Consider the following 22,493-nt stretch of genomic DNA (forward strand, 5'->3'; position numbering starts at 1 on the left):
ATTATTAGAATCGGAAATGAGAGAATGCCTTGTTGGCCTCGGCCATACGGTGCGTATCTTGACGCTTCTTAACCGCAGCACCTTCTTCCTTGGCCGCAGCCAAGATCTCATTTGCCAAACGCTGAGCCATTGTTTTTTCGTTACGAGCACGGCTGTAGCTGATGAGCCATTTCATAGCCATGCTGATCTTACGATCGGGACGAATCTGCATCGGAATCTGAAAAGTAGCACCACCAACACGACGACTACGCACCTCAACGTGAGGCATTACATTCGTCAACGCTTCTTTCCAAGTCTCTAATCCACTGTTCTCAGACTTAGCATCTAATAAATCCATTGCTTCGTAGAAAATGTCGAAAGCGGTACTTTTTTTACCGTCCAACATCATGTTGTTCACGAAACGCGTTACCATCGGATCCTGGAACTTAGGATCTGGCAGCAGCTCTCTTTTTTTCGATTTTGTTTTTCTCATCTCTATAGACTGTTATCGAAAATTATTTCTTAGGACGCTTAGCACCATATTTTGATCTACGTTGCAAACGACCTTCAACACCAGCTGTATCCAAAGCCCCACGAACGATGTGGTAACGCACACCGGGCAAATCCTTCACACGACCTCCACGCACCAACACAATACTGTGCTCCTGCAGGTTGTGCCCTTCACCCCCGATGTAGGCGTTGACCTCCTTACCATTCGTCAAACGAACACGCGCTACTTTACGCATCGCTGAGTTCGGTTTCTTGGGCGTCGTGGTGTACACACGAGTGCATACTCCTCGGCGTTGTGGACTAGCGTCCAAAGCGGCAGATTTACTTTTCTTTTCAATCTGTTTTCTGCCTTTTCTTACAAGCTGCTGTATCGTTGGCATATACTTACAATTGTGTTCCGATCAGATAAAATACAATACCCCAGTTTTTTAGGGACTGCAAAGGTATGACAAAAAATCTAACTTGCAATAGGTTAGAATGGGAAAATAACTGAGTGTTATGCGCGTATTTTCAAATGGAAAATTTGCGCCTAGCGGCGCGAAGTGCAACTTATTATATAAGGTGTAGTTTAGTCGTTGCGGATCAACGTCAGGTGCCCGCTTTGCTCTATGGCTTTTCCATTGGATCCGACCGCCTTGACCGCGTAGTAGTAAACACCCTCGCTGGCCTTTGAACCGTTCACGGTTCCATCCCATCCCGCTGTCTGATCTTCCCAGTTGGTCCATTCGTATACCGCGTTGCCCCAACGCGTGTAAATGACCCCCGTGAACTGATCGATGTTGGCCGTGCTGTCGTTTGAGGTTACGGCATTGTAATACGGAAAGTTTCCTCCAGGTGAAAATACGTTGGGCATCAACACCCTTGGGTCGCTCGTTACGTCGATCACCAGAGTTGCCGTATCCGTACAACCGGAAAGTGAATCATAGCCGACCATCACAATAGTAAATAGGCCGTTCTCCTCAAAAGTATATGTGGTATCGGGATCAAAGCCCGTATCACCGTTTCCAAAGTCCACGGTGTAGCCATCGGCGCCGGTAGTGAGGTCATTGAAGTTCACCGTCAAAGGAGCCAATCCGCTCATAGGTGTGGCCGTAAAGTCGGCATCGACCGGAAACTCATTTAATATGGTAAAGGTTGCCGTTGTATCACATCCAATACTATCCTGTACATATATGGTATAGTCTCCCGGCGTCAGGTTATCGCGGTCAAGCGATACCGTGCCATCGTCCCAACTGAAGGTCAAAGGTCCGTATCCGCCCGCGAGGGCGAGATCGATAATTCCATTATTCTGATCGCAAAATGCATTTTGAACCTGTTCGTTGAGCACGATGGGCGGTGGCTGGTTGATGTAAACGGTGTCGATCACGGCACAGTCATTCACCTGGTCGTACATTTCGACGTAGTAAGCCCCCGCTTCGAGTCCGTTAAGCGTTGCCGCGGTGGTGATGTTGTTATCGACCTGCAGGGTATTCCCAAAGACATCGAGCCAGGTGACATCCCACTGCCCTCCGTTATTAGGAAGGTTCACCGTTGCTATTCCATCATCGGCTGAATAGCAAGACTCGTCCTGTGTATTGAAGCTAGCACCGACGACTCCGATCTGCACGCGAACCGAGTCCTGAATACCACCGCATACCAAACCCAAGAAGTACGTGGTTGAAGACGTTGGGTTTACGGTAACGGTCAATCCCGTATCCAAGGCGTTCAAGTTCTCATCGTACCAAACGACATTCGCGGCACCGGTTCCATAAAAACGGCGGCCCTCGAATTGAACGGTGTATGGCGTGTTGTTGCGGCCAGCGACGGTGTAGGCCTGGGTTCCCGTTTCGTTGTGAAGCCCGTGAACGGAATTACCTCCGTTCCAGCTGGAGCAAAGGGGCAAGTTCTCGATGTGTGTTTCAATGAGGTTCGAGGTTTCGTAGATCACGATCTGACCTCTGTATATGATTTGTGAACACGAGAACATCGGGATATTATTATAGCTCGCTACGAACTTACGGTTCGGTGCCGTTCCGACCGTTCCATAAGTAATATTACCTCCCGTGGCCGGATTGATATCGACCCAAGGCCCCATGATCGCCGCAAGTGGCTCGTTCGGATTTGGGATGGCTTGGGTAGTCCAAGGCGAGAATCCGCCGCCATTCGTTAAATCGAAGGTGATATAGTTATTCGTTGAAACGACTACCTGGCTGTAGGTTTGTCCGTAGAAGCAAAAATCGAATCCAATATTCACCACCCCCGAATGCTGATCATCCGGTCCATTATATACACCGCTTAATTGAGCTGTCTCCCAAAAGAAGGGAATAATGGAATCGGCATAAGATGTCGATCCACCCCCACCGAGATAGGTCGCTGTTAGAGGAAGCGGGCCTCCTTGACAGAGGAAGGTATCGGCCGGCGCAATGACCTGAGCTTGAAGAGCAGTTGTAAGTACAACCAAGGAGAGGATCAGACGTTTTTTCATGACGAGGGGTTTGCAACGAAAGATAATGAATCCACTTTATTGAACTAGAAAGATAATGAATCCACTTTATTGAGCTAGAAAGATAATGAATCCACTTTATTGAGCTAAACGTTAATAAATGGCGACAGGTTGGCCTCGAGGCAGCTTCGTATTTATTTACTTTTGGCCCAGAAGCAGGATTTATGAGTACGGATTACCTAGCACAATTGAACGAGCCGCAGCGATTAGCGGTTGAACATACAGAAGGGCCGCTGATGATCATCGCCGGTGCAGGATCGGGAAAGACCACAGTTTTGACATACCGGATCGCGCACCTCATGGCCCTCGGAGTTGATCCATTCAACATATTGGCGCTGACATTTACGAACAAGGCCGCACGCGAAATGAAGGATCGTATTCAAAGGATCGTTGGCGGCACCGAGGCGCGAAACCTTTGGATGGGCACCTTTCACTCGGTATTTGCTCGCATACTTCGCGTAGAGGCCGATAAGCTCGGATATCCGAGTAACTTCACCATTTACGACACAGAAGATTCGCGGAAGCTCATCGGAAACATCATCAAAGAGCAGAACCTCGACACCGATCTGTACAAGCCGAAACAGATTCAAGGGCGCATCAGCAGTTTCAAGAACTCCCTCATCACGCCGCAGGCGTATTGGGACATTCCGGAATTGCAAGAGCAGGACAGCGCCTCAAAGCGGCCCGAGACCGGGAAGATCTACGAAATGTATGTCGATCGTTGTTTTAGGGCAGGGGCAATGGACTTCGACGATCTGTTGGTGAAGACCAATGAACTTTTGAACAAGTTCCCCGAGGTGTTGGCCAAGTATCAGCAGCGATTCAAGTACTTGCTGGTCGATGAGTACCAAGATACCAACCACGCTCAGTACCTGATCGTCAAAGCCTTGGCGAGCCGCTACGAGAATATCTGCGTTGTGGGTGACGATGCTCAGTCCATCTATGCTTTTCGAGGAGCGAACATCAAGAACATCTTGAACTTCAATCGCGATTACCCCGATGCCCCTGCGCTGAAGCTCGAACAGAATTATCGGAGTACCAAGATGATCGTTGGCGCAGCGAACTCGGTCATTAAACACAACCCGGACCAACTTCAAAAAGAGGTATGGACTTCGAATAAGGAAGGTAAAAAAATCCGAGTGTACCAAGCCATTTCCGATAATCAGGAAGGTCAATACGTCGCCGGGTCCATCTGGGAGCGGCAAGCTAGAGAAAACCGCAGTCTGGGCGATTTTGCCGTTCTGTACCGAACGAACGCCCAATCGAGGAGTATTGAAGATGCACTTCGGAAGCGGAATATCCCTTATCGCATTTACGGTGGCGTATCCTTTTATCAACGGCGCGAAGTCAAAGACCTGCTCGCCTATTTGCGTCTGACCCTCAATCACAACGACGAAGAGGCTTTTCGCCGAGTGATCAATTACCCCAAACGCGGGATCGGCGATACTACGATGCAACGACTGACCGTTGCAGCCAATAATTTCAAGTGCTCTCTTTGGGATCTATGCGAACGTATCGACGCCTACCCACAAGTAGGGTTGTCTTCGGGTGTGCAGCGAAAGCTGATCAACTTCGCTACCATGATCCAGAGTTTTCGCGCGATGACCGAATCCCACGATGCCTTTGCCCTTGCCCAACATATTGCACAGCAGGCGGGAATACTCAAGGAACCCAACGACGACCAAACCCCTGAAGGCATCAGCAGGGCCGAGAATATTCAGGAGCTTCTCAATAGTATCAAGGAGTTCATCGAAGAAGGCAAGGAGGGGCCCAACGAAACCCGACGCACTGATCTGCCTGCGTTTTTGGAGGAGGTTAGCCTCATCACCGACCAGGACAACGACGACCCGAACGACCACAACAAAGTGAGTCTGATGACCATCCACTTGGCGAAGGGACTCGAGTTTCCGCACGTTTTCATCGTAGGTCTCGAAGAAGATCTTTTTCCAAGTATGATGGCCGTAAACTCGCGCAGCGACCTCGAAGAAGAGCGCCGTCTCTTCTACGTAGCTCTGACACGAGCCGAAACAAGCGCAACCCTCACCTACTCCCTTCAACGCTATCGATGGGGTAAGGTGATCGATAACGAACCGAGTCGATTCCTCGAAGAGATCGAAGACCATTTCCTCGACTGGCTCATTCCCACCGAACGTCGGAATCAGGCCGTACCCGAGAAATACCGAGTGGATTTTGGAGGAGGAAGAGAACGGCGGCCTGCGGCCGGAAATGGAAGTGCGCGGAAAAAACCGGCGACTGAACATCCCAAACCCTTGGGACTAAAATCGAACATGAAACCCATCGGACAAAGTGAACGCAGGTCCGCTCCGTCGACGGGCGGCGGTGATTTCGAATTCGGATTGCAACTCACTCAAGGTATGCGCATTGCTCACGAGCGTTTTGGTGCCGGGGAAGTGGTCCGGTTAGAAGGGAGTGGTCCAAACCAGAAAGCGGTAGTCCATTTCGACCGACACGGCGAAAAGAAGCTCCTGCTCAAGTTCGCTAAGCTAAAGGAACTATAATTGGTTACCTTTGCGAAACAAGTAGATATTACGATGCAGTACAATACGGATAAGGAGATACTGAAGATACCTGAATATGGACGGCATGTTCAGCAAATGGTGGATTACGCGGTAACGATCGAAGACAAAGAAAAGCGACAGAAGGTGGCGCAGGCGATCATAGACGTTATTGGAAATCTGAACCCTCACCTCCGAGACGTACCTGATTTCAAACACAAACTGTGGGATCACTTATTCATTATGAGTGATTTTAAGCTAGATGTCGACTCTCCGTATCCAAAGCCAACGAGAGAATCGTTCGAGGAACGCCCTGATACCGTGGCCTATCCACAGGAGCGAATTCGCTATCGCTACTACGGCAAGTACATCATTAAAATGATTGAAGCCGCCAGCGAAATGAAGGATTTGGAGCATCGCCCTCAGATGGTGAAGCAGTTAGCGAATCATATGAAGAAGAGCTATCTGAACTGGAACAAGGATTCCGTTGAGGACAAAGTGATCCTGAATCACTTGAACGAATTCTCGAATGGTGAGCTCGAGTTGAACGAAGAGCAAGAGTTGGCCGAAACCAAAGATTTGGTAAGCTCAACAGGCAACATCAGCAAACCGCGTACTCAGCGTAAAAAAGGAGGAAAAAAACGAAACTACAAACACCGAAAATAAGATTGCTCATCCATGTCCACCTTCATCATTAATGGCGGTAAACCGCTATCGGGGTCGATTACGCCTCAAGGAGCAAAGAACGAAGCACTTCAGGTCATTTGCGCCGTGTTGCTTACTCCCGAAAAGGTAATCATCAGAAACATCCCGAACATTCGGGATGTGAACAAACTCATCGAATTGTTGGTCGACTTAGGAGTCAAAGTCGAGAAACTGGGGCCTAACGACTATTCGTTCAAGGCCAACGAAGTCAACTTGGCTTATCTCGACTCCCATGCATTCAAACAAAAAGGAGCTGCTCTTCGCGGGTCCATCATGATCGTGGGTCCGTTGCTCACGCGTTTCGGAAAGGGTTATATCCCACGCCCTGGAGGCGACAAGATCGGACTTCGCAGACTTGATACGCATTTCATTGGATTTCAAAACTTGGGAGCCGAGTTCAATTACGACGACACCGCATCGTTTTATCAGGTTACTACTGATCGCTTGAAAGGCACTTATATGTTGCTCGACGAAGCTTCGGTGACCGGTACGGCGAATATCGTTATGGCCGCTACGATGGCCGATGGAGTAACCACGATCTACAATGCGGCTTGCGAACCTTACTTACAGCAGTTGTGTCGCATGCTGGTTTCAATGGGAGCACAGATCGAAGGTATTGGATCCAATTTACTGAAGATCACAGGCGTCGAAGATCTTAAAGGATGTGAACACCGTTGTTTACCCGACATGATCGAAATTGGATCATATATCGGAATGGCGGCCATGACCGAATCGGATCTGACGATCAAGAACGTGGCCTATGAATATCTCGGGGTTATCCCCACGACGTTCCGTCGATTGGGGATCAATCTGGAACGCAAGGGCGACGACATCCACATCGCGCCGCAGGCGCATTACGAAATTGAATCGTTCATCGGCGGTTCTATCATGACGATCGCGGATGCACCGTGGCCGGGTCTTACTCCTGACCTATTGAGTGTGATCCTGGTAACAACTACTCAGGCACGTGGAAGTGTGTTGATCCATCAGAAGATGTTTGAGAGCCGCTTGTTCTTTGTCGATAAGCTGATCGATATGGGAGCGCAGATCATACTTTGCGATCCGCACCGGGCTACCGTGATCGGGCTCGATCGACAAACTCAACTCAAGGCGACCACCATGACCTCCCCCGATATTCGTGCGGGAATTTCCCTGTTGATCGCGGCCCTGAGTGCCGATGGCAGAAGTACTATCCACAATATTGAGCAGATCGACCGCGGTTACGAGAACATTGATGAGCGTTTGAACGCTATTGGTGCAGATATTATACGAATCGACTAATTCTCTTTGCAATCATGAAGACGTTATTGTTTTCAGCGCTGCTTATGGCAGGGCTTGTATTCGCTGTAAACCCGAACTGCAATGCGCAGGAAGTAGGACTGAATATTGGAGACATCGCTCCTGAGATCGAATTGAAGAACCAAGACGGAAAAGTGGTTAAGCTCAGCGATCTCCGGGGTCAATATGTCTTGATCGATTTTTGGGCGAGTTGGTGTGGTCCTTGTCGTCGCGAGAATCCGAACGTCGTGGCTACTTACCAGAAATATCAGAACTACGTATTGAACGGATTTGAAGGTTTTACCGTATACAGCGTGTCGTTGGACGGTACTCCGCGTCAGAGTAATGCGAAGGAATCGTGGCTCAAAGCCATTCAGCAGGATCAATTGGCCTGGCGCTATCATGTGAGTGAGCTTCAGGGGTGGCGTTCGGCCGTGGTATCGCTGTACCGCGTGAATAGTATACCGACCAACTATTTGATCGACGGTAACGGGGTAATCGTTGCCAAGAATCTCCGTGGAGCTGCGCTGATGAACAAGCTGGCACAGATCGCCGGAGAGTGACATTCTGACACAATTTCAAGACTGGTCTGCCTTTTGATTGAAGCGGGGTAAATAGACAGACCGATGGCGAAGAAAAAGAAACACGAAGAACCTGAGAATAACGAAGTACAAGCTCAAGTAGAAGAGCAAGAGGTTCAAGGGTCCGAGGAGGACACATCGGCCCGCGAGGGCCAGAACACCTCTGAGAACGAGGAAGATGAGCTTCAAAAAGCTAAGGATAAGTACCTGCGGTTATTCGCTGAATTCGAGAACTACAAGCGGCGTACAGCCCGTGAACGAATTGAACTGATCGGGCGTTCAACGGAAGAATTGATGACGGCCATACTGCCCGTTCTAGACGATTTCGATCGCGCATTGAAGTCGATGCAAGACGCCAAAGAAGTGAGCGGTTTGGTTGAAGGTGTGGAGCTCATTCACAACAAATTAAAAAAGACTCTGGAGCAAAAAGGGCTGCAGGAAATGGATTCGACCGTTGGTCAGCCGTTGGACACGGATTACCATGAGGCCATTACTCAAATACCGGCACCTGAAGATGATCTCAAAGGGAAGGTAGTCGATGAAGTTGAGAAAGGCTACCTATTGAACGATCGCGTAATTCGCTACGCAAAGGTGGTCGTAGGACAATAAGATAACATGGCGGAGAAGAGAGATTATTACGACGTACTGGGAGTATCGCGGGATGCGGAGGCTACAGAGATCAAGAAGGCCTATCGCAAGCTCGCGCTTAAGTATCACCCGGATAAGAACCCCGACGACAAGGATGCGGAATCGCGCTTTAAGGAAGCTGCCGAGGCCTATGAGGTCTTGAGCAACAGTGAAAAACGCGCGAAATACGACCGTTTTGGCCACGCCGGTATGGGCGGAGGTGGCTTTGGTGGGGGCAGCATGAACATGGACGACATCTTCAGCCAGTTCGGAGATATCTTCGGCGGAGGTGGTTCGCCGTTCGACAGCTTCTTTGGTGGCGGTGGTGGCGGACGCGGTGGCGCACGTGCTCGCCGAGGAAGTAACTTGAGAATTCGCGTAAAAATGACCCTTGAAGAGGTTGCCAACGGAACCACCAAGAAAGTGAAGGTGGCGCGAATGAAGAATACGGGGAAGGTGAGTTACTCGACTTGCCCCACTTGTAATGGAATAGGCCGTGTGAATCGTGTTACAGAGACCATTTTGGGTCGTATGCAAACGGCCTCAACGTGTCCACAATGTGGTGGTGACGGAAAGATCGTGAGCAGCAAAGAGCCCGGTGTCAATGCCGATGGGTTGGAGTGCTTTGAGGAAGTGGTAGAGATCAAAGTTCTGGCCGGAGTAAGCGACGGAATGCAATTGAACGTTCGTGGAAAGGGTAACGCAGGACCCAAAGGGGGACCCGCCGGAGATTTGATCGTGGTAATCGAAGAAATTGCTCACGAGTCGCTACATCGCGAAGGAAGCAACCTTCACTTCGACTTGTACATTAGCCTGTCGGATGCCGTATTGGGGACAAAAGTAGAAGTACCAACGGTTAGCGGTAAAGCTCGAATAAGTCTCCATGCAGGCGTCCAGAGCGGCAAGATCCTACGCCTCAAAGGTAAGGGTTTGCCTAGGGTTGAACACTACGGTAAAGGAGATCTGTTGGTTCATATTAACGTTTGGACCCCTCAGAGTCTCAGCAAAGAAGAACGAGAATTCTTTGAACGGTTCCGTGAAAGTGATCGCGGAAAGCCAAAGCCGAATCAAAACGACAAATCCTTCTTTGATCGAGTAAAGGAAATGTTCTCTTAATGGATATATTAGGGGGCACTTCGGTGACCCTTTTTTTATTTTATAACTATGAGTCTACTCTTAGCAGAGCAAATCGTAAAGGATTACTCAGGGCATCGCGCCCTCGACGACGTTTCCATAGAGGTTCCAAAGGAATCGATCTTTGGATTACTTGGGCCCAATGGAGCAGGTAAAACCAGTCTAATTCGAATCATCAATCAGATCACGGCTCCCGATTCGGGCCGAATCGTGCTCGATGGCACGCCCTTAAAGCCCGAACATATCGAGCAAATCGGTTATTTACCCGAGGAGCGCGGCTTGTACAAGAAAATGAAGGTCGGTGAGCAGGCTCTGTACCTCGCTCGCCTAAAAGGAATGAGCACGTCCGATGCCAAAGCTAAACTGAAAGATTGGTTCAAGCGGATGGACATGATCGATTGGTGGGATAAAAAGGTAGAGGAACTGAGTAAAGGAATGGCTCAAAAAGTACAGTTCATCACTACGGTACTTCACGAACCCAAACTCTTGATCTTCGACGAGCCGTTCAGCGGATTCGACCCCATCAATGCAAACCTGATCAAGGACGAAATTATGCGGTTGCGTGAGCGGGGTTCTACCGTTATATTCTCCACCCACCGGATGGAGAGCGTTGAAGAAATGTGCGATCATATCGCACTGATCAACAAGTCGAAAAAGATACTCGATGGAAAGCTCAGCAAGATCAAAGAAGACTATAAAAACGGGATCTTCAAGGTAGAGTTCCATCGCGGGACATTGCCCACTGAATTGTCTGCCGACATGGTAGTATTGGAGCAAGATTCGAGCAGCACTCGCATTCAACTTACCAATGGTGCGTCTTCGAACGATCTGCTGCAGAAGCTTTTACCAAGCATTCAGATCGACCACTTCTCGGAGGTGGTTCCGACCGTTAATGACATCTTTATCAGAACCGTTCAAAATGCCGCGTCATGAATAGAACCGGATTGATCATTCAGCGCGAATACCTATCACGCGTTCGCAAAAAGTCTTTCGTCGTAATGACTTTGCTCGGCCCTATTCTCATGGCCTCTTTGTTCATCGTTCCTGTTCTGATCGCTGAAAGCGGTTCGCCGCAGCAGGAAATGTTGGTCTTGGACGAGACGGACTTGTTCACGGGTTATTTGGCTGATAATGACGAGGTACGATACACCTACCTAGACGAAATGGACCTGGACCAGGCGAAAACACAGCTCAAGGAAAATGAAGCTTATGGCCTCCTTTATATTCCTTGCGGGCAGCATTGTGATCTCAACTACATCGAGAAGTCAATTCAGATCTACTCGGAAAAGACCATCGGTATCGATTTAAAGTACGGGATCAAGCGGCAACTAGAGCGTGAGATCGAAAACTTGAAATTGCGACGCGACAGCGTTGATTTGGCAAAGATCGAAGCGGCGAAAACCTCGATCACCATTAGCACTATCAGTTTAGAAGGTGAAAAAGAAGAAGAGAATTTCAGTGAGGCGACCACAGCGGTCGGCTTCATCATGGCGTTCTTGATCTATATGTTCATCTTCCTGTACGGAGCTCAGGTGATGCGCGGAGTGATCGAGGAGAAATCGAGCCGAATCGTCGAAGTGATCATCAGCTCGGTACGCCCCTTTCAGCTCATGCTTGGAAAGATCGTCGGGGTAGCCATGGTCGGTTTGACTCAATTCTTGCTGTGGGTCATCCTCACCTTCGCGATCGTAACCGTGGCACAGCTGGCATTCTTTGGCGACACCTATAGCAGTACGGAGATCGCCAGTCAAATGAGCGGTTCCGAAGTGGAAGCCGCTATGCAAGCGGCACAAAACGAAGCCATTCCTAAGATCATGAAGGTGATCGACAGCATTAATTTTCCTTTGATCATCGGTTGTTTCATATTCTATTTCCTGGGTGGATACCTTCTGTACGGTGCGCTTTTTGCGGCCATTGGTTCAGCAGTGGATAACGAAAGTGACACACAGCAATTCATGCTACCTGTTACGATACCGCTCATACTTGCCATCATAGTAGCTCAAACGACCATCACAAACCCGGAAAGTCCGATCGCCTTTTGGTTCTCGATCATACCCTTCACCTCGCCCATCATTATGATGGTACGCGTAGCAATGGGAGTGCCGACGATGGATCTCGTCATTTCAATGATCTTGTTGGTACTCGGCTTCTTGGGTACGGTATGGGTAGCAGCCAAGATCTACAGAACGGGAATATTGATGTACGGTAAAAAAGTTTCGTACGGCGAAATACTGAAGTGGATTAAATTCAAAGGATGACCTTGAACGAGTTCTTTACGAAGGTCAAAGAGACGTTGGAATTCCCGCTGATCGAGACCAAGCATTTCGAACTCACTCTGTGGGGCATACTCGCTATAGTTCTCATTATCGTAGCCGCCAGGGCCATACTCTGGTTGATCAAGAAGTTTCTGAACCGCCGGCTTACGAACAATGCGATCGACAAAGGCAGTAAGTACGCCTACTATCAGGTCGTCAAGTACATCGTTTATCTGGTAACCCTACTCTTGGTATTCGAGGCCAGTGGGGTTCAATTAACGGTGCTCCTCGCCTCCTCTACCGCTTTGCTCGTCGGTTTGGGGCTCGGACTTCAGGCCCTCTTCAAAGATCTGGTTTCGGGCTTCCTGATCCTCACCGAACGAACCGTAACGGCCGGTGATATCATTGAGGTGGATGGGCTCGTCGGGCGTGTTCACGAAGTCGATAACCGCACAACGAAAGTGATCACTAGGGACGATACGGTAGTGATCGTACCGAACCACAAATTCGTCGATGAAAATGTAAAGAACTGGACACAGAATAGTCGTGTAGCGCGTTTTCGAGTGACCGTGGGCGTTTCTTATGGGTCCGATGTGAGCCTGGTTCGCAAGCTTTTGGTCGATTGTGCCAAGGAACACGGCGACGTCGTTCAAACCCCTGCCCCTTTCGTTTTCTTCAGCGACTTCGGCGATAGCGCGCTGATCTTCGACCTGCTCTTTTTTAGCGAGAATTTATACCGCATTGAAAAGATCAAAAGCGACTTGCGATTCATGATAGACCAGAAATTCCGCAAAAACGGAGTGCAAATTCCTTTTCCTCAGCGCGATGTTTGGTTTCGCAATGAGATTACGGCCTCTCGGCCGGATGAACCTCTCGACGAATGAGTACCGCTATCATCGATTTGGGTACCAACACCTTCAATTTGTTGATCGGTACCGCATTCAATGGAACGGTTGTCACCGAGTTCAAGACCAAGATTCCGGTAAGATTAGGCAAGGGCGGATTCGCCAAGAAACACTTGGAGCCCGATGCCATCGAGCGCGGTATGCTTGCGATAGAGACACATGTGAATACCGCTCAGGAATTTGGTGTAGAGGATATACTAGCGTTCGCTACGTCCGCCGTGCGCGACGCAGATAACGGACGAGCATTCGTTCAGCGAATCCAAGAAACGTACGGTGTAGAGGTTCAGGTAATCTCGGGCGACCTCGAAGCGGAACTCATTTGTGAAGGAGTCAGAGCCTCGGCTGATTTTGGAGATGAGCGACTGCTCGTTATGGACATCGGTGGTGGCAGCACAGAATTCATTCTGGCTGCAGGCCAAAACATACTTTGGAAAAAGAGTTATCCCCTTGGAGTATCTCGATTATTGGAGCACATTGAGCCAGAGGATCCCATATCTGAGGGCGATCTCCATAGATTACACGGTATACTGGACGAAGAGTTGAGTGATCTTTTTGAAGCGGTTGCCATGTGCCCCACCCCTCATCTCATAGGTTCATCGGGAAGTTTTGACACCATGGCGGATTTGATCTTGGCGGGAATTTACGAGGAGGATATTACCGCTAAGGGAAATCGGTACGATTTTAGCTTGAATGACTTTGAAACGATCTACGGTCGCTTAAAGGTATCGAGGCAGGATGAACGATTGCAGATGCCGGGTATGATGGAAATGCGAGCCGAAATGATGGTATTGAGTAGTTCGATCATACGTTACGTAATTGACAGATTAAATATGAAGCAGGTAACGCTGAGCACCTATGCCTTGAAAGAGGGCGCGTTGGTGGAGCATTACCGCAAGAGAGAATAAATGGCAAGAATACTGATCATAGAAGATGAACAGAGCATACGCAACGTGCTCAAGAACATCCTGAAGGACGAGAATAAGGATTACCAGGTCGATGAGGCCGCCGACGGTAAAGAAGGTGTGGACATGCTCCGAAAGGAGTCTTACGACCTGATCATGAGCGATATCAAGATGCCCGGATTGGATGGCATCGAGGTTTTGGAACGCGCGCGGATCTTGAGTCCGGACAGTGCCGTAGTGATGATCTCGGGACACGGAGATATCGATACGGCCGTGGAGTGTATTAAAAAAGGGGCTTACGACTACATTTCGAAGCCTCCCGATCTGAACCGGTTGTTGAATACCGTGCGTTTGGCTTTGGATCGCACTTCTTTGGTGGAAGAAAACAAGCGCCTAAAGAAAAAGGTGAGCAAGCGCTACGAGATGATCGGAGACTCCGAGCCCATTCAGAAAATCAAGGAGATGATCGAAAAGGTAGCTCCGACCGATGCTCGGGTGATGATCACCGGCCCCAATGGAACGGGAAAAGAATTAGTGGTCCATCAAATTCACGAGAAGAGCGACCGCAGCAAGGGTCCGATGGTTGAGGTCAACTGCGCTGCTATTCCGGCCGAGCTGATCGAAAGTGAGCTCTTTGGACACGAGAAAGGGGCTTTTACTTCCGCTGTTAAGCAACGCAAGGGAAAGTTTGAGTTGGCCCAGGGCGGCACGCTTTTCATGGATGAGATCGGCGACATGAGTTTGAGTGCTCAAAGTAAGGTCTTGAGAGCTTTACAGGAAAGTAAGATCACCCGCGTTGGTGGAGACAAGGAGATCAAGGTCGATGTGCGCGTGATCGCGGCGACGAACAAAGATTTGACCGAAGAGATCAAAGAGGGGCGGTTTCGGGAGGACCTATATCACCGATTGAGTGTGATCTTGATCAAGGTTCCGAGTTTGAATGACCGAGCCGATGACATTCCACTACTTGCCGACCATTTTCTGGAGCAAATCGCAACTGAACAAGGTACCGCGAAGAAACGCTTCGCGCCGCAGGCGCTAGAGGTCTTGAAAAAGATCGACTGGACGGGAAATATCCGCGAGTTGCGCAATGTGGTGGAGCGCCTGACCATTCTTTGCGGTTCGGAAATCACCGAGCAGGATGTGAAGATTTACGCGAGCAAATAGTTGCTATCTTTGCACCCCAAAATCGAATAAAAGTTGACATGGTGAACATCACACTTCCTGATGGATCGGTCCGCAGTTTTGACGGACCAGTGAGTGCACACGACGTGGCGAAAGACATTAGTCACGGCTTGGCCCGTAATGTATTATCGGCTCAAGTAAATGGTGAAACGGTCGAAATTCACGACCCCATTACGGAGGACAGTACGTTGACGTTGTTTACCTGGGACGATGCTCAGGGTAAGAAGGCCTTTTGGCATTCATCGGCCCACGTGTTGGCGCAGGCCTTGGAGAAGATGTATCCGGGCGTGAAATTGACTATAGGTCCGGCCATAGACAACGGTTTTTACTACGACATAGACTTGGGGGATCAAGTGTTCTCTGAGAAGGACTTTCCGGCGATCGAGAAGAAGATGTTGGAATTGGCTCGTGAGAAGGCGGATTTCAAGATGCGGGCAGTATCAAAAGCAGATGCGCTTGATTTCTACAAGAAGCAAGGGAACGAGTTCAAGGTCGAGTTAATCGAAAACCTTGAGGACGGTACCATCACCTTTTGCGACCACAGCGATTTTACGGATCTGTGTCGCGGGGGGCATATCCCGAATACGGGATTGATCAAAGCAGTTAAAGTATTGAATGGAGCCGGAGCCTACTGGCGCGGAGATGAGCACAAGCCACAGTTAACGCGTATTTACGGGGTGAGTTTCCCGAAGCAAAGTATGCTCGCCGAGCATTTAGAGCTATTGGAAGAGGCGAAGAAGCGCGACCACCGAAAGCTCGGTAAGGAATTGGGCTTGTTTACCTTTAGTCAGAAAGTCGGACAAGGACTACCGCTTTGGTTGCCAAAGGGAGCCATGTTGCGCGAGCACCTGGAGCAGTTCTTGAAGAAGGCGCAGAAAGCAGCGGGTTACATGCCGGTGATCACGCCGCATATCGGAAATAAGGAGCTCTACGTGACCAGCGGTCACTATGCAAAATACGGGAAGAATAGTTTTCAGCCGATCGAGACTCCTCAAGAGGGTGAGGTTTATTTACTCAAGCCCATGAATTGCCCTCACCACTGTGAGATTTACAAATCAGAGCCGCGCAGTTACAAGGACCTTCCGATTCGCTACGCCGAGTTCGGAACAGTATATCGCTACGAGCAAAGTGGCGAGTTGCACGGGTTAACGCGTGTTCGCGGGTTTACCCAAGACGACGCTCACTTGTTCTGCACTCCGGATCAGTTGAAAGACGAATTCAAAAAAGTGATCGACTTGGTGCTTTACGTATTTACTGCGCTAGGTTTCGAGGACTTTACAACTCAAATCAGTCTGCGTGATCCGGAAACTCCGGAAAAATATATCGGTAAAACCGAAAACTGGGAAAAAGCAGAGCGCGCCATTATTGAAGCAACGGAAGAGAAAGGCTTAAAAACCGTAACCGAATTGGGCGAGGCTGCTTTTTACGGTCCAAAGCTCGACTTTATGGTAAAAGATGCCTTGGGTCGTTCATGGCAGCTAGGTACTATTCAGGTCGACTACAATTTACCTGAGCGCTTTGAGCTTGAGTATGTCGGTAGCGACAACCAACATCACCGACCCGTTATGATCCACAGGGCGCCATTTGGCTCTATGGAGCGTTTCGTGGCGGTTTTGACGGAGCACTGCGGCGGTAATTTCCCGTTGTGGCTGACTCCAGACCAGGTCATCATTCTCCCTATCAGCGAAAAGTATGTCGATTACGCATACAAAGTTGAGAATGAGCTAAAAAATTACGATATTCGCGCCCTCATTGACGAACGCAGTGAAAAAACGGGTCGGAAGATACGTGATGCGGAGGTCGGCAAGATCCCGTATATGATCGTAGTTGGTGAGAAAGAACAAGAGGCGGGTACCGTTTCCGTTCGAAAGCACGGTGAAGGAGACATGGAATCTATGGAGCTCGAGGCCTTTGCGAGGCACTTGACGGAAGAGGCAAACGCCATGATTAAAGATTTTATTAACTAAAAGGAGTTAGTCATAGCAATTCGTAGAAGAAGAGGGAGAGGGCCTCAACGTAGACGCGAAGAAGATCCACACAAAATCAACCGCAAAATCACCGCAACGGAAGTTCGTTTGGTAGGTGAAAATGTCGAACAAGGAGTCTACTCGATCGATAAAGCATTACAGATGGCTGAGGATCAAGGGTTGGATTTGGTTGAAATCTCTGGAAAAGCTGATCCTCCGGTAGTTAAGATCATCGACTACAAGAAGTTTCTGTACGACCAAAAAAAGAAACAGAAGCAGATCAAGTCGAACGCGCAGAAGGTCGTGGTCAAAGAAATTCGGTTCGGACCGAATACCGACGAGCACGATTATGAGTTCAAGCTCAAGCATGCGCGCAAGTTTTTGGAAGATGGTGCCAAGTTGAAGGCCTTCGTTTTCTTCAAGGGACGTACCATTCTTTTCAAGGACAAAGGTGAAATCTTACTGTTGCGTTTGGCGCAGGAGCTAGAGGACATCGGCAAAGTGGAGCAGCTTCCTAAGTTGGAAGGTAAGCGTATGATCATGCTTATGGCTCCGAAGGCCAACAAGAAGTAATTAAGTAAGCTCAAAAACAGGAAGCAATGCCTAAGATGAAGACCAAATCCAGCGCCAAGAAGCGATTCAAGCTGACGGGTACTGGTAAGATCAAGCGCAAGCACGCCTTTAAGAGTCACATTTTGACCAAAAAAGGTACCAAGCAAAAGCGCAACTTGACCAAGTCAGGGTTGGTACACAAGTCTGATGTGAACTCTGTGAAGGAACAATTGAACTTGAAGTAAGCAACAATTAACGGAGTAATGAACCATGCTCTTAGTTCAAAAGACCACTCAGGTGGCGCTAAGTGCAAAAAACAATTTGAGAAATGCCAAGATCGGTAAATGCGGTAGCTGCCCGCGCGAGACGTAAGAAGGTCTTAAAGCAAGCTAAAGGATACTTCGGGCGCGGAAAGAACGTCCATACAGTAGCCAAAAACAAAGTCGAAAAAGGTATGCAGTACGCATACCGCGATCGCAAAACCAAGAAACGGAACTTCCGCGCTCTTTGGATTCAACGAATAAATGCCGGTATTCGCGAACACGGAATGAGCTACTCTGAGTTCATGGGTAAAGTCAATGAGAAGGGAATCGAATTGAACCGTAAGGTTTTGGCCGATTTGGCCATGAATCATCCCGAGGCTTTCAAAGCCATCGTTGACGAGGTGAAAAAATAAAGATCAGTTACAATACTGTGATACAAAGGTGATCCAATGGGGTCCCTTTTTTATTGCTATTATTCAAAAAAGGCCCTTAAGATCGGCAGCAGACTCGCGTTCCCGTCAAAGCGGTACACCTCCTCTCCCCTTTCGTTAAACACTGCTGTGAAAGGTGCTCCTACAGCATTGAATCTCTTGTAAAAGTCTTCTTCGTTCGTTTGCCCCACGAGGTAGTTTGACTTATTGGTCAGTTGGTACTCCATCTCGAAGGACTTAATGGCCGGCCATTCTTCTGAACTGATAAGTACGATCGCAAACTCATCGAGCACTTTTTCTTCCCGGATCATCGCATTCATTTTATCACAACACATGTGACAATCGGAGTTGAATTTCACCACCAACAGCCCTTTCCAAACTCCAACAGGAAGGGCTTTGGGAAGTGTAACCGATCCTGTATCGCGTTCTATACTAAACGGCGCGAACTCATCGAACTGATTCTCGCTTTGGCCAGAACAGCCTATTTGAACCATGGCCAATAAGCCATAAACAAGGAGTCCGATAAAAGACTTTAACATATAAACCTTTGTTTGCTTCATAGCCGAAAAAAATGTGGTTCAGCATCGCGGGTCCTGGGCGCAATGTCCAAATGAAAAACCTCAACGTCTGCTGATTTCGGTTTCGAAAGTTAGTTTCGATTGAAAGAACTATCAAACCTAATTTGCTATGGAGAGCATTTGTAAAAACCTACGCGTTATCAGGGAGATCAAAGGTTTGTCTCAGGAATATATGAGTCTAAAGCTACACATATCTCAATCGGCTTACGCCAAACTCGAACGTGGCGAAACCAGAATGACCGTCCAACGACTGAAGGAGATTTGCTCCATTTTGGAGATCGATGTACCGCAGCTCTTCAGGGAGAGCCACTTACTTGAACGTCTTCAAGGTCGATCGGCTCCGAGTGTTTCCCCTGAGGTCAGACTCAAGGCCAACTACATGACCCATTTAGATTCGCTACAAGATGAATTATTGTTGCTCAAAGAAGAGCGAAAACGACTACTGAGAATTCTGGAGCAACTGAGCAGACCTCCGAAGTCGGCATAACTGCGAACGCTCTGGACTGGGGACATGTTCCGAGGGCGGGCAAAAAGGTCATTTTTCGTACCTTTGACCCTTACTAAAGTCTCTACGTATGAGCAGCGATTCCAATTCAAAAACCGATCAGAATATTTCTTTCGACGACTTTAAAGCAGAGGTGATCAAGGATTATCGAATCGGTGTGGAATCGAGAGAAGCAAGCTTGTTGGGTCGTCGCGAGGTTCTAACCGGGAAGGCCAAGTTCGGAATTTTCGGAGATGGTAAAGAAGTGGCCCAGTTGGCGATGGCGAAGGTCTTTCGCAATGGAGACTTTAGATCGGGTTACTATCGCGACCAAACCTTTATGATGGCCATCGACGCATTGTCTATCCAAGAGCACTTTGCCGCTCTCTACGCGCACCCGGACATCGACATCGAGCCTGCATCAGGTGGTCGCCAAATGGGTGGGCATTTCGCCACGCAATCGCTTACCGAAGACGGCACATGGAAAGAGCTGACAGCGCAAAAGAACTCGAGTGCCGATATTTCCCCGACGGCCGGTCAAATGGCGAGGTTAGTTGGTTTAGCTCAGGCTTCCAAAGTATATCGCAATAATGAAGCTCTGTCCGACCGAACCCAATTCTCGAAGAAGGGAAATGAGATCGCCTTTGGAACTATTGGTAATGCGTCGACTTCGGAAGGAGTATTTTTTGAAGCTATCAACGCTATTGGAGTACTTCAGGTACCCGTTGTCATGTCGGTCTGGGATGATGAATATGGAATTTCGGTACCGGCTAAGTACCAGACTACCAAAGAGAACATTTCTGAGATCTTAAAGGGCTTTCAGCTTGACGAAACAGGCTCGGGGTTCGAGATCCTAAAGGTTGAGGGTTGGAATTATCCCGCACTTGTTGAAACGTACCAAAAAGCTGAGCGCATTGCACGAGAAGAGCACGTACCCGTTTTAATCCACGTCGTTGAGGTTACTCAACCACAAGGGCACAGCACCTCGGGTAGTCACGAGCGTTATAAATCACCCGAGCGCTTACAGTGGGAAAAAGACAACGATTGCTTACTGAAAATGAAGCAATGGATGCTCGAATCGGCCATTGCTACTGAGGAAGAGCTCGAAACCATTGAAAAAGAGAGTGTAAAGGCGGTAAGAGTCGCCAAGTCGGAAGCGTGGAAAGCCTTTTTGGCTCCGATCAAAGACGAATGCAGCAAGGCCATAGAATTAATACGCCAGTGTGCAAATGAGAGCGGTCAAAAGGCCTTCATCAACAAAATCGCAGACGATCTCGATGCCATGATGGATCCTATTCGTCGGGGCATTCATCACTCCATTCGGAGAACTCTCTGGCTTTCACGTGGCGAGCATACAGAGGCAAGAGCGACACTTCAACAATTCCTCGATGTGGAGCGCCAAAAGAACAGCGACCGATATAATAGCCATTTGTACAGTGAATCGGCTTTTTCTGCTCGAAAGGTTGAACCAGTAAACGCCGAATACGAAGGCAATAAGGAGGCGGTTGACGGGCGTATGGTGCTTCGAAACAATTTTGACAGGATTTTAAGCGAACGTCCGGATGTACTCATATTCGGTGAAGACAGCGGTAAGATCGGCGATGTAAACCAAGGGCTTGAAGGTTTGCAAGATAAGCACGGCGAATCACGCGTTTTTGATACCGGTATTCGCGAAAGCACGATCGTTGGTCAGGGTATTGGTATGGCCATGAGAGGCTTGCGTCCGATAGCGGAAATCCAGTATCTCGACTACTTGCTTTACGCGCTTCAGACCATGAGCGATGATCTGGCAACTCTGCAGTACCGTACCAAAGGCCGTCAGAAAGCCCCCTTGATCATCCGCACACGCGGACACCGGCTAGAAGGAATATGGCACTCCGGTTCCCCCATGGGCATGATCGTTCATGCCTGTCGTGGAATCAACGTGTTGGTGCCTCGCGATATGACTCGAGCAGCCGGTTTCTACAACACCCTTCTCGATAGCGACGAGCCCGGGTTGATCGTAGAATGTTTGAATGGATATCGACTCAAGGAGAATATGCCATCGAACCTAGCTGAGATTCGAACTCCGGTGGGCGTACCTGAGGTAATCGCCGAAGGCACCGACGTAACCTTGGTGACTTACGGTTCAAACTGTAGGATCGCGCTTGAGGCGGCAAAGTATATCGGGGAATTGGGCATTTCAATAGAGATCATCGACGTGCAATCGCTCGTTCCTTTCGACCTGGATCACATGATCGTAGAACATTTGAAGAACACCAATAGAGTCGTTTTCCTCGACGAGGATGTTCCCGGAGGTGCTTCGGCCTATATGATGCAAAAAGTGCTTGAAGAGCAAGGAGGATACTATCACCTCGATAGTGAACCGGTTACCATTGCGAGTAAGGAACATCGTCCGGCCTACGGTAGCGACGGGGATTATTTCAGCAAGCCAAGCGTTGACGACGTGGTTGAAGCGGTTTATGGACTTATGCGTGAAGCTGACCCGGTAAAGTTCCCTGAGCTTTAAAACCAGCCGAATACGAATCCGAAGTTTCCGACGAAGCCACTGAGATCCTCTGAGTTGGCAAATTCGATATCGGAACCGCTGATCGATCTGTACCCGGCCATGAGCTGGACTCTAAAGACGCGTGTAATGTTAACCTCTACCCCAGCCGATGGAATAAACACAAATATGGAAGAACTCAGGTATTCGCGGCCGTTATTGGCGTCGTCCGCAGACACCCCGCCCCAACCTAACTTGAGATCGAGTTGAGGGTGAATTACTTCTCCGGGTTTGATCTTGAACCCAGTCCACAATCCACCGTAGCCCATATCGAGCTCTATGACGCGCTCGCCGTCGTTCGTCAAATACGTGTAGTTCTTATTTACGTCGAGACCTTCGCCAAATCCACCGATCCAGAACTTCCGATCGATCAGCATGGCTCCCCCTCCACCGAAACTCGGTGACAACGACCCGTCGATGGCGTGTATACCGAGGTTGAATCCACCAAATCCGCTGATCTCGGCACTATTTAGGTAGCTGAGCAGGGTCTTCGTCTCTTGTGAAATGCCAGTCAGCGGCATCAGGGCAACTAGTAAACAACAAAGAACCTTTTTCATGACTTTATTTTTGTGGAAGATACTTGCTTTTTGCAGAAACGGAAAAGTCGTTTATTA

22 protein-coding genes are annotated in these 22,493 nt (G+C 48.9%); 17 read left to right on the forward strand and 5 right to left on the reverse strand.

All coding sequences use genetic code 11. The features are described from left to right. Positions 1–4 precede the first annotated feature (4 nt). The 3 genes from rpsG to J4F31_01265 form a co-directional block, all read right to left on the reverse strand. The gene (gene rpsG, locus J4F31_01255; GenBank protein ID MCE2495209.1) at positions 5–472 is read right to left on the reverse strand and encodes a 30S ribosomal protein S7; all 468 of its coding nucleotides are present in this window, start codon (positions 470–472) and stop codon (positions 5–7) included. Positions 473–494: 22 nt separating this feature from the next. Further along, positions 495–869 (reverse strand): 30S ribosomal protein S12, encoded by a 375-nt coding sequence (rpsL, locus tag J4F31_01260; GenBank protein ID MCE2495210.1) that lies wholly within the window; start codon positions 867–869, stop codon positions 495–497. Positions 870–1,057: 188 nt separating this feature from the next. Next, a complete protein-coding gene (locus tag J4F31_01265; protein ID MCE2495211.1) occupies positions 1,058–2,953 on the reverse strand; it encodes a gliding motility-associated C-terminal domain-containing protein in 1,896 nt (631 codons plus the stop codon). Positions 2,954–3,135: 182 nt separating this feature from the next. Between J4F31_01265 and J4F31_01270 the strand changes: the two genes are divergently transcribed. The 15 genes from J4F31_01270 to rplT all read left to right on the forward strand — a co-directional run bounded on the left by J4F31_01270 (position 3,136) and on the right by rplT (position 18,254). Then, positions 3,136–5,490, forward strand: a complete 2,355-nt coding sequence (locus J4F31_01270) for a UvrD-helicase domain-containing protein (GenBank protein ID MCE2495212.1) — start codon at positions 3,136–3,138, stop codon at positions 5,488–5,490. After that, positions 5,491–6,153 carry a DUF4290 domain-containing protein gene (locus tag J4F31_01275; protein ID MCE2495213.1) on the forward strand — a complete coding sequence of 221 codons (663 nt, stop codon included), beginning with the start codon at positions 5,491–5,493 and terminating at the stop codon, positions 6,151–6,153. Between the two features lie 12 nt (positions 6,154–6,165). Further along, positions 6,166–7,473 (forward strand): UDP-N-acetylglucosamine 1-carboxyvinyltransferase, encoded by a 1,308-nt coding sequence (gene murA, locus J4F31_01280; protein ID MCE2495214.1) that lies wholly within the window; start codon positions 6,166–6,168, stop codon positions 7,471–7,473. 44 nt (positions 7,474–7,517) lie between these two features. Further along, complete coding sequence (locus J4F31_01285) at positions 7,518–8,033, forward strand: TlpA family protein disulfide reductase (GenBank protein ID MCE2495215.1); 516 nt, start codon at positions 7,518–7,520, stop codon at positions 8,031–8,033. Positions 8,034–8,096: 63 nt separating this feature from the next. Then, a complete protein-coding gene (locus J4F31_01290; protein MCE2495216.1) occupies positions 8,097–8,660 on the forward strand; it encodes a nucleotide exchange factor GrpE in 564 nt (187 codons plus the stop codon). Between the two features lie 6 nt (positions 8,661–8,666). Then, positions 8,667–9,794, forward strand: coding sequence for a molecular chaperone DnaJ (dnaJ, locus tag J4F31_01295; GenBank protein ID MCE2495217.1), 1,128 nt, complete (start codon positions 8,667–8,669; stop codon positions 9,792–9,794). A gap of 48 nt (positions 9,795–9,842) precedes the next feature. Continuing rightward, positions 9,843–10,745 (forward strand): ATP-binding cassette domain-containing protein, encoded by a 903-nt coding sequence (locus J4F31_01300; GenBank protein ID MCE2495218.1) that lies wholly within the window; start codon positions 9,843–9,845, stop codon positions 10,743–10,745. Further along, a complete protein-coding gene (locus tag J4F31_01305; GenBank protein MCE2495219.1) occupies positions 10,742–12,070 on the forward strand; it encodes an ABC transporter permease in 1,329 nt (442 codons plus the stop codon). The genes J4F31_01300 and J4F31_01305 overlap by 4 nt, the downstream gene beginning before the upstream one ends. Beyond that, on the forward strand, positions 12,067–12,951 hold the full coding sequence (locus J4F31_01310) for a mechanosensitive ion channel (protein MCE2495220.1): 885 nt from the start codon (positions 12,067–12,069) through the stop codon (positions 12,949–12,951). The genes J4F31_01305 and J4F31_01310 overlap by 4 nt, the downstream gene beginning before the upstream one ends. Then, positions 12,948–13,877 (forward strand): hypothetical protein, encoded by a 930-nt coding sequence (locus J4F31_01315; protein ID MCE2495221.1) that lies wholly within the window; start codon positions 12,948–12,950, stop codon positions 13,875–13,877. Before J4F31_01310 ends, J4F31_01315 begins: the two co-directional genes overlap by 4 nt. Next, positions 13,878–15,041, forward strand: coding sequence for a sigma-54-dependent Fis family transcriptional regulator (locus J4F31_01320; GenBank protein ID MCE2495222.1), 1,164 nt, complete (start codon positions 13,878–13,880; stop codon positions 15,039–15,041). A gap of 38 nt (positions 15,042–15,079) precedes the next feature. Next, entirely contained in the window at positions 15,080–17,026 is a 1,947-nt protein-coding gene (gene thrS, locus J4F31_01325) for a threonine--tRNA ligase (protein MCE2495223.1), read from the forward strand. 18 nt (positions 17,027–17,044) lie between these two features. Beyond that, positions 17,045–17,599, forward strand: coding sequence for a translation initiation factor IF-3 (infC, locus tag J4F31_01330; GenBank protein MCE2495224.1), 555 nt, complete (start codon positions 17,045–17,047; stop codon positions 17,597–17,599). Between the two features lie 26 nt (positions 17,600–17,625). Next, positions 17,626–17,823: a 50S ribosomal protein L35 gene (rpmI, locus tag J4F31_01335; protein ID MCE2495225.1), complete on the forward strand. Its 198-nt coding sequence runs from the start codon at positions 17,626–17,628 to the stop codon at positions 17,821–17,823. An 83-nt stretch (positions 17,824–17,906) separates the two neighbouring features. Next, complete coding sequence (rplT, locus tag J4F31_01340; GenBank protein ID MCE2495226.1) at positions 17,907–18,254, forward strand: 50S ribosomal protein L20; 348 nt, start codon at positions 17,907–17,909, stop codon at positions 18,252–18,254. A gap of 59 nt (positions 18,255–18,313) precedes the next feature. On the opposite strand, the gene J4F31_01345 is transcribed toward rplT, so the two are convergent. Then, the gene (locus J4F31_01345; protein ID MCE2495227.1) at positions 18,314–18,811 is read right to left on the reverse strand and encodes a hypothetical protein; all 498 of its coding nucleotides are present in this window, start codon (positions 18,809–18,811) and stop codon (positions 18,314–18,316) included. A 148-nt stretch (positions 18,812–18,959) separates the two neighbouring features. On the opposite strand from J4F31_01345, the gene J4F31_01350 reads away from it, so the two are divergent. Next, positions 18,960–19,337 (forward strand): helix-turn-helix transcriptional regulator, encoded by a 378-nt coding sequence (locus tag J4F31_01350; GenBank protein ID MCE2495228.1) that lies wholly within the window; start codon positions 18,960–18,962, stop codon positions 19,335–19,337. Between the two features lie 88 nt (positions 19,338–19,425). Beyond that, positions 19,426–21,843: a transketolase gene (locus J4F31_01355; protein ID MCE2495229.1), complete on the forward strand. Its 2,418-nt coding sequence runs from the start codon at positions 19,426–19,428 to the stop codon at positions 21,841–21,843. Here J4F31_01355 and J4F31_01360 read toward each other — a convergent pair. Further along, positions 21,840–22,436, reverse strand: a complete 597-nt coding sequence (locus J4F31_01360) for a hypothetical protein (GenBank protein MCE2495230.1) — start codon at positions 22,434–22,436, stop codon at positions 21,840–21,842. The genes J4F31_01355 and J4F31_01360 overlap by 4 nt on opposite strands. Positions 22,437–22,493 lie beyond the last annotated feature (57 nt).

Source organism: Flavobacteriales bacterium, assembly GCA_021296215.1.
Classification (GTDB): Bacteria; Bacteroidota; Bacteroidia; order Flavobacteriales; family ECT2AJA-044; genus ECT2AJA-044.

Coding starts and splice junctions, on each gene's coding strand:
- J4F31_01310 (MCE2495220.1), top strand. CDS start 12,067: ATGACCTTGAACGAGTTCTTTACGAAGGTCAAAGAGACGTTGGAATTC.
- J4F31_01290 (MCE2495216.1), top strand. CDS start 8,097: ATGGCGAAGAAAAAGAAACACGAAGAACCTGAGAATAACGAAGTACAA.
- rpsG (MCE2495209.1), bottom strand. CDS start 472: ATGAGAAAAACAAAATCGAAAAAAAGAGAGCTGCTGCCAGATCCTAAG.
- J4F31_01285 (MCE2495215.1), top strand. CDS start 7,518: ATGGCAGGGCTTGTATTCGCTGTAAACCCGAACTGCAATGCGCAGGAA.
- J4F31_01265 (MCE2495211.1), bottom strand. CDS start 2,953: ATGAAAAAACGTCTGATCCTCTCCTTGGTTGTACTTACAACTGCTCTT.
- J4F31_01345 (MCE2495227.1), bottom strand. CDS start 18,811: ATGTTAAAGTCTTTTATCGGACTCCTTGTTTATGGCTTATTGGCCATG.
- J4F31_01270 (MCE2495212.1), top strand. CDS start 3,136: ATGAGTACGGATTACCTAGCACAATTGAACGAGCCGCAGCGATTAGCG.
- J4F31_01355 (MCE2495229.1), top strand. CDS start 19,426: ATGAGCAGCGATTCCAATTCAAAAACCGATCAGAATATTTCTTTCGAC.
- J4F31_01305 (MCE2495219.1), top strand. CDS start 10,742: ATGAATAGAACCGGATTGATCATTCAGCGCGAATACCTATCACGCGTT.
- rpmI (MCE2495225.1), top strand. CDS start 17,626: ATGCCTAAGATGAAGACCAAATCCAGCGCCAAGAAGCGATTCAAGCTG.
- J4F31_01350 (MCE2495228.1), top strand. CDS start 18,960: ATGGAGAGCATTTGTAAAAACCTACGCGTTATCAGGGAGATCAAAGGT.
- dnaJ (MCE2495217.1), top strand. CDS start 8,667: ATGGCGGAGAAGAGAGATTATTACGACGTACTGGGAGTATCGCGGGAT.
- murA (MCE2495214.1), top strand. CDS start 6,166: ATGTCCACCTTCATCATTAATGGCGGTAAACCGCTATCGGGGTCGATT.
- rplT (MCE2495226.1), top strand. CDS start 17,907: ATGCCAAGATCGGTAAATGCGGTAGCTGCCCGCGCGAGACGTAAGAAG.
- thrS (MCE2495223.1), top strand. CDS start 15,080: ATGGTGAACATCACACTTCCTGATGGATCGGTCCGCAGTTTTGACGGA.
- J4F31_01315 (MCE2495221.1), top strand. CDS start 12,948: ATGAGTACCGCTATCATCGATTTGGGTACCAACACCTTCAATTTGTTG.
- rpsL (MCE2495210.1), bottom strand. CDS start 869: ATGCCAACGATACAGCAGCTTGTAAGAAAAGGCAGAAAACAGATTGAA.
- J4F31_01360 (MCE2495230.1), bottom strand. CDS start 22,436: ATGAAAAAGGTTCTTTGTTGTTTACTAGTTGCCCTGATGCCGCTGACT.
- J4F31_01320 (MCE2495222.1), top strand. CDS start 13,878: ATGGCAAGAATACTGATCATAGAAGATGAACAGAGCATACGCAACGTG.
- J4F31_01300 (MCE2495218.1), top strand. CDS start 9,843: ATGAGTCTACTCTTAGCAGAGCAAATCGTAAAGGATTACTCAGGGCAT.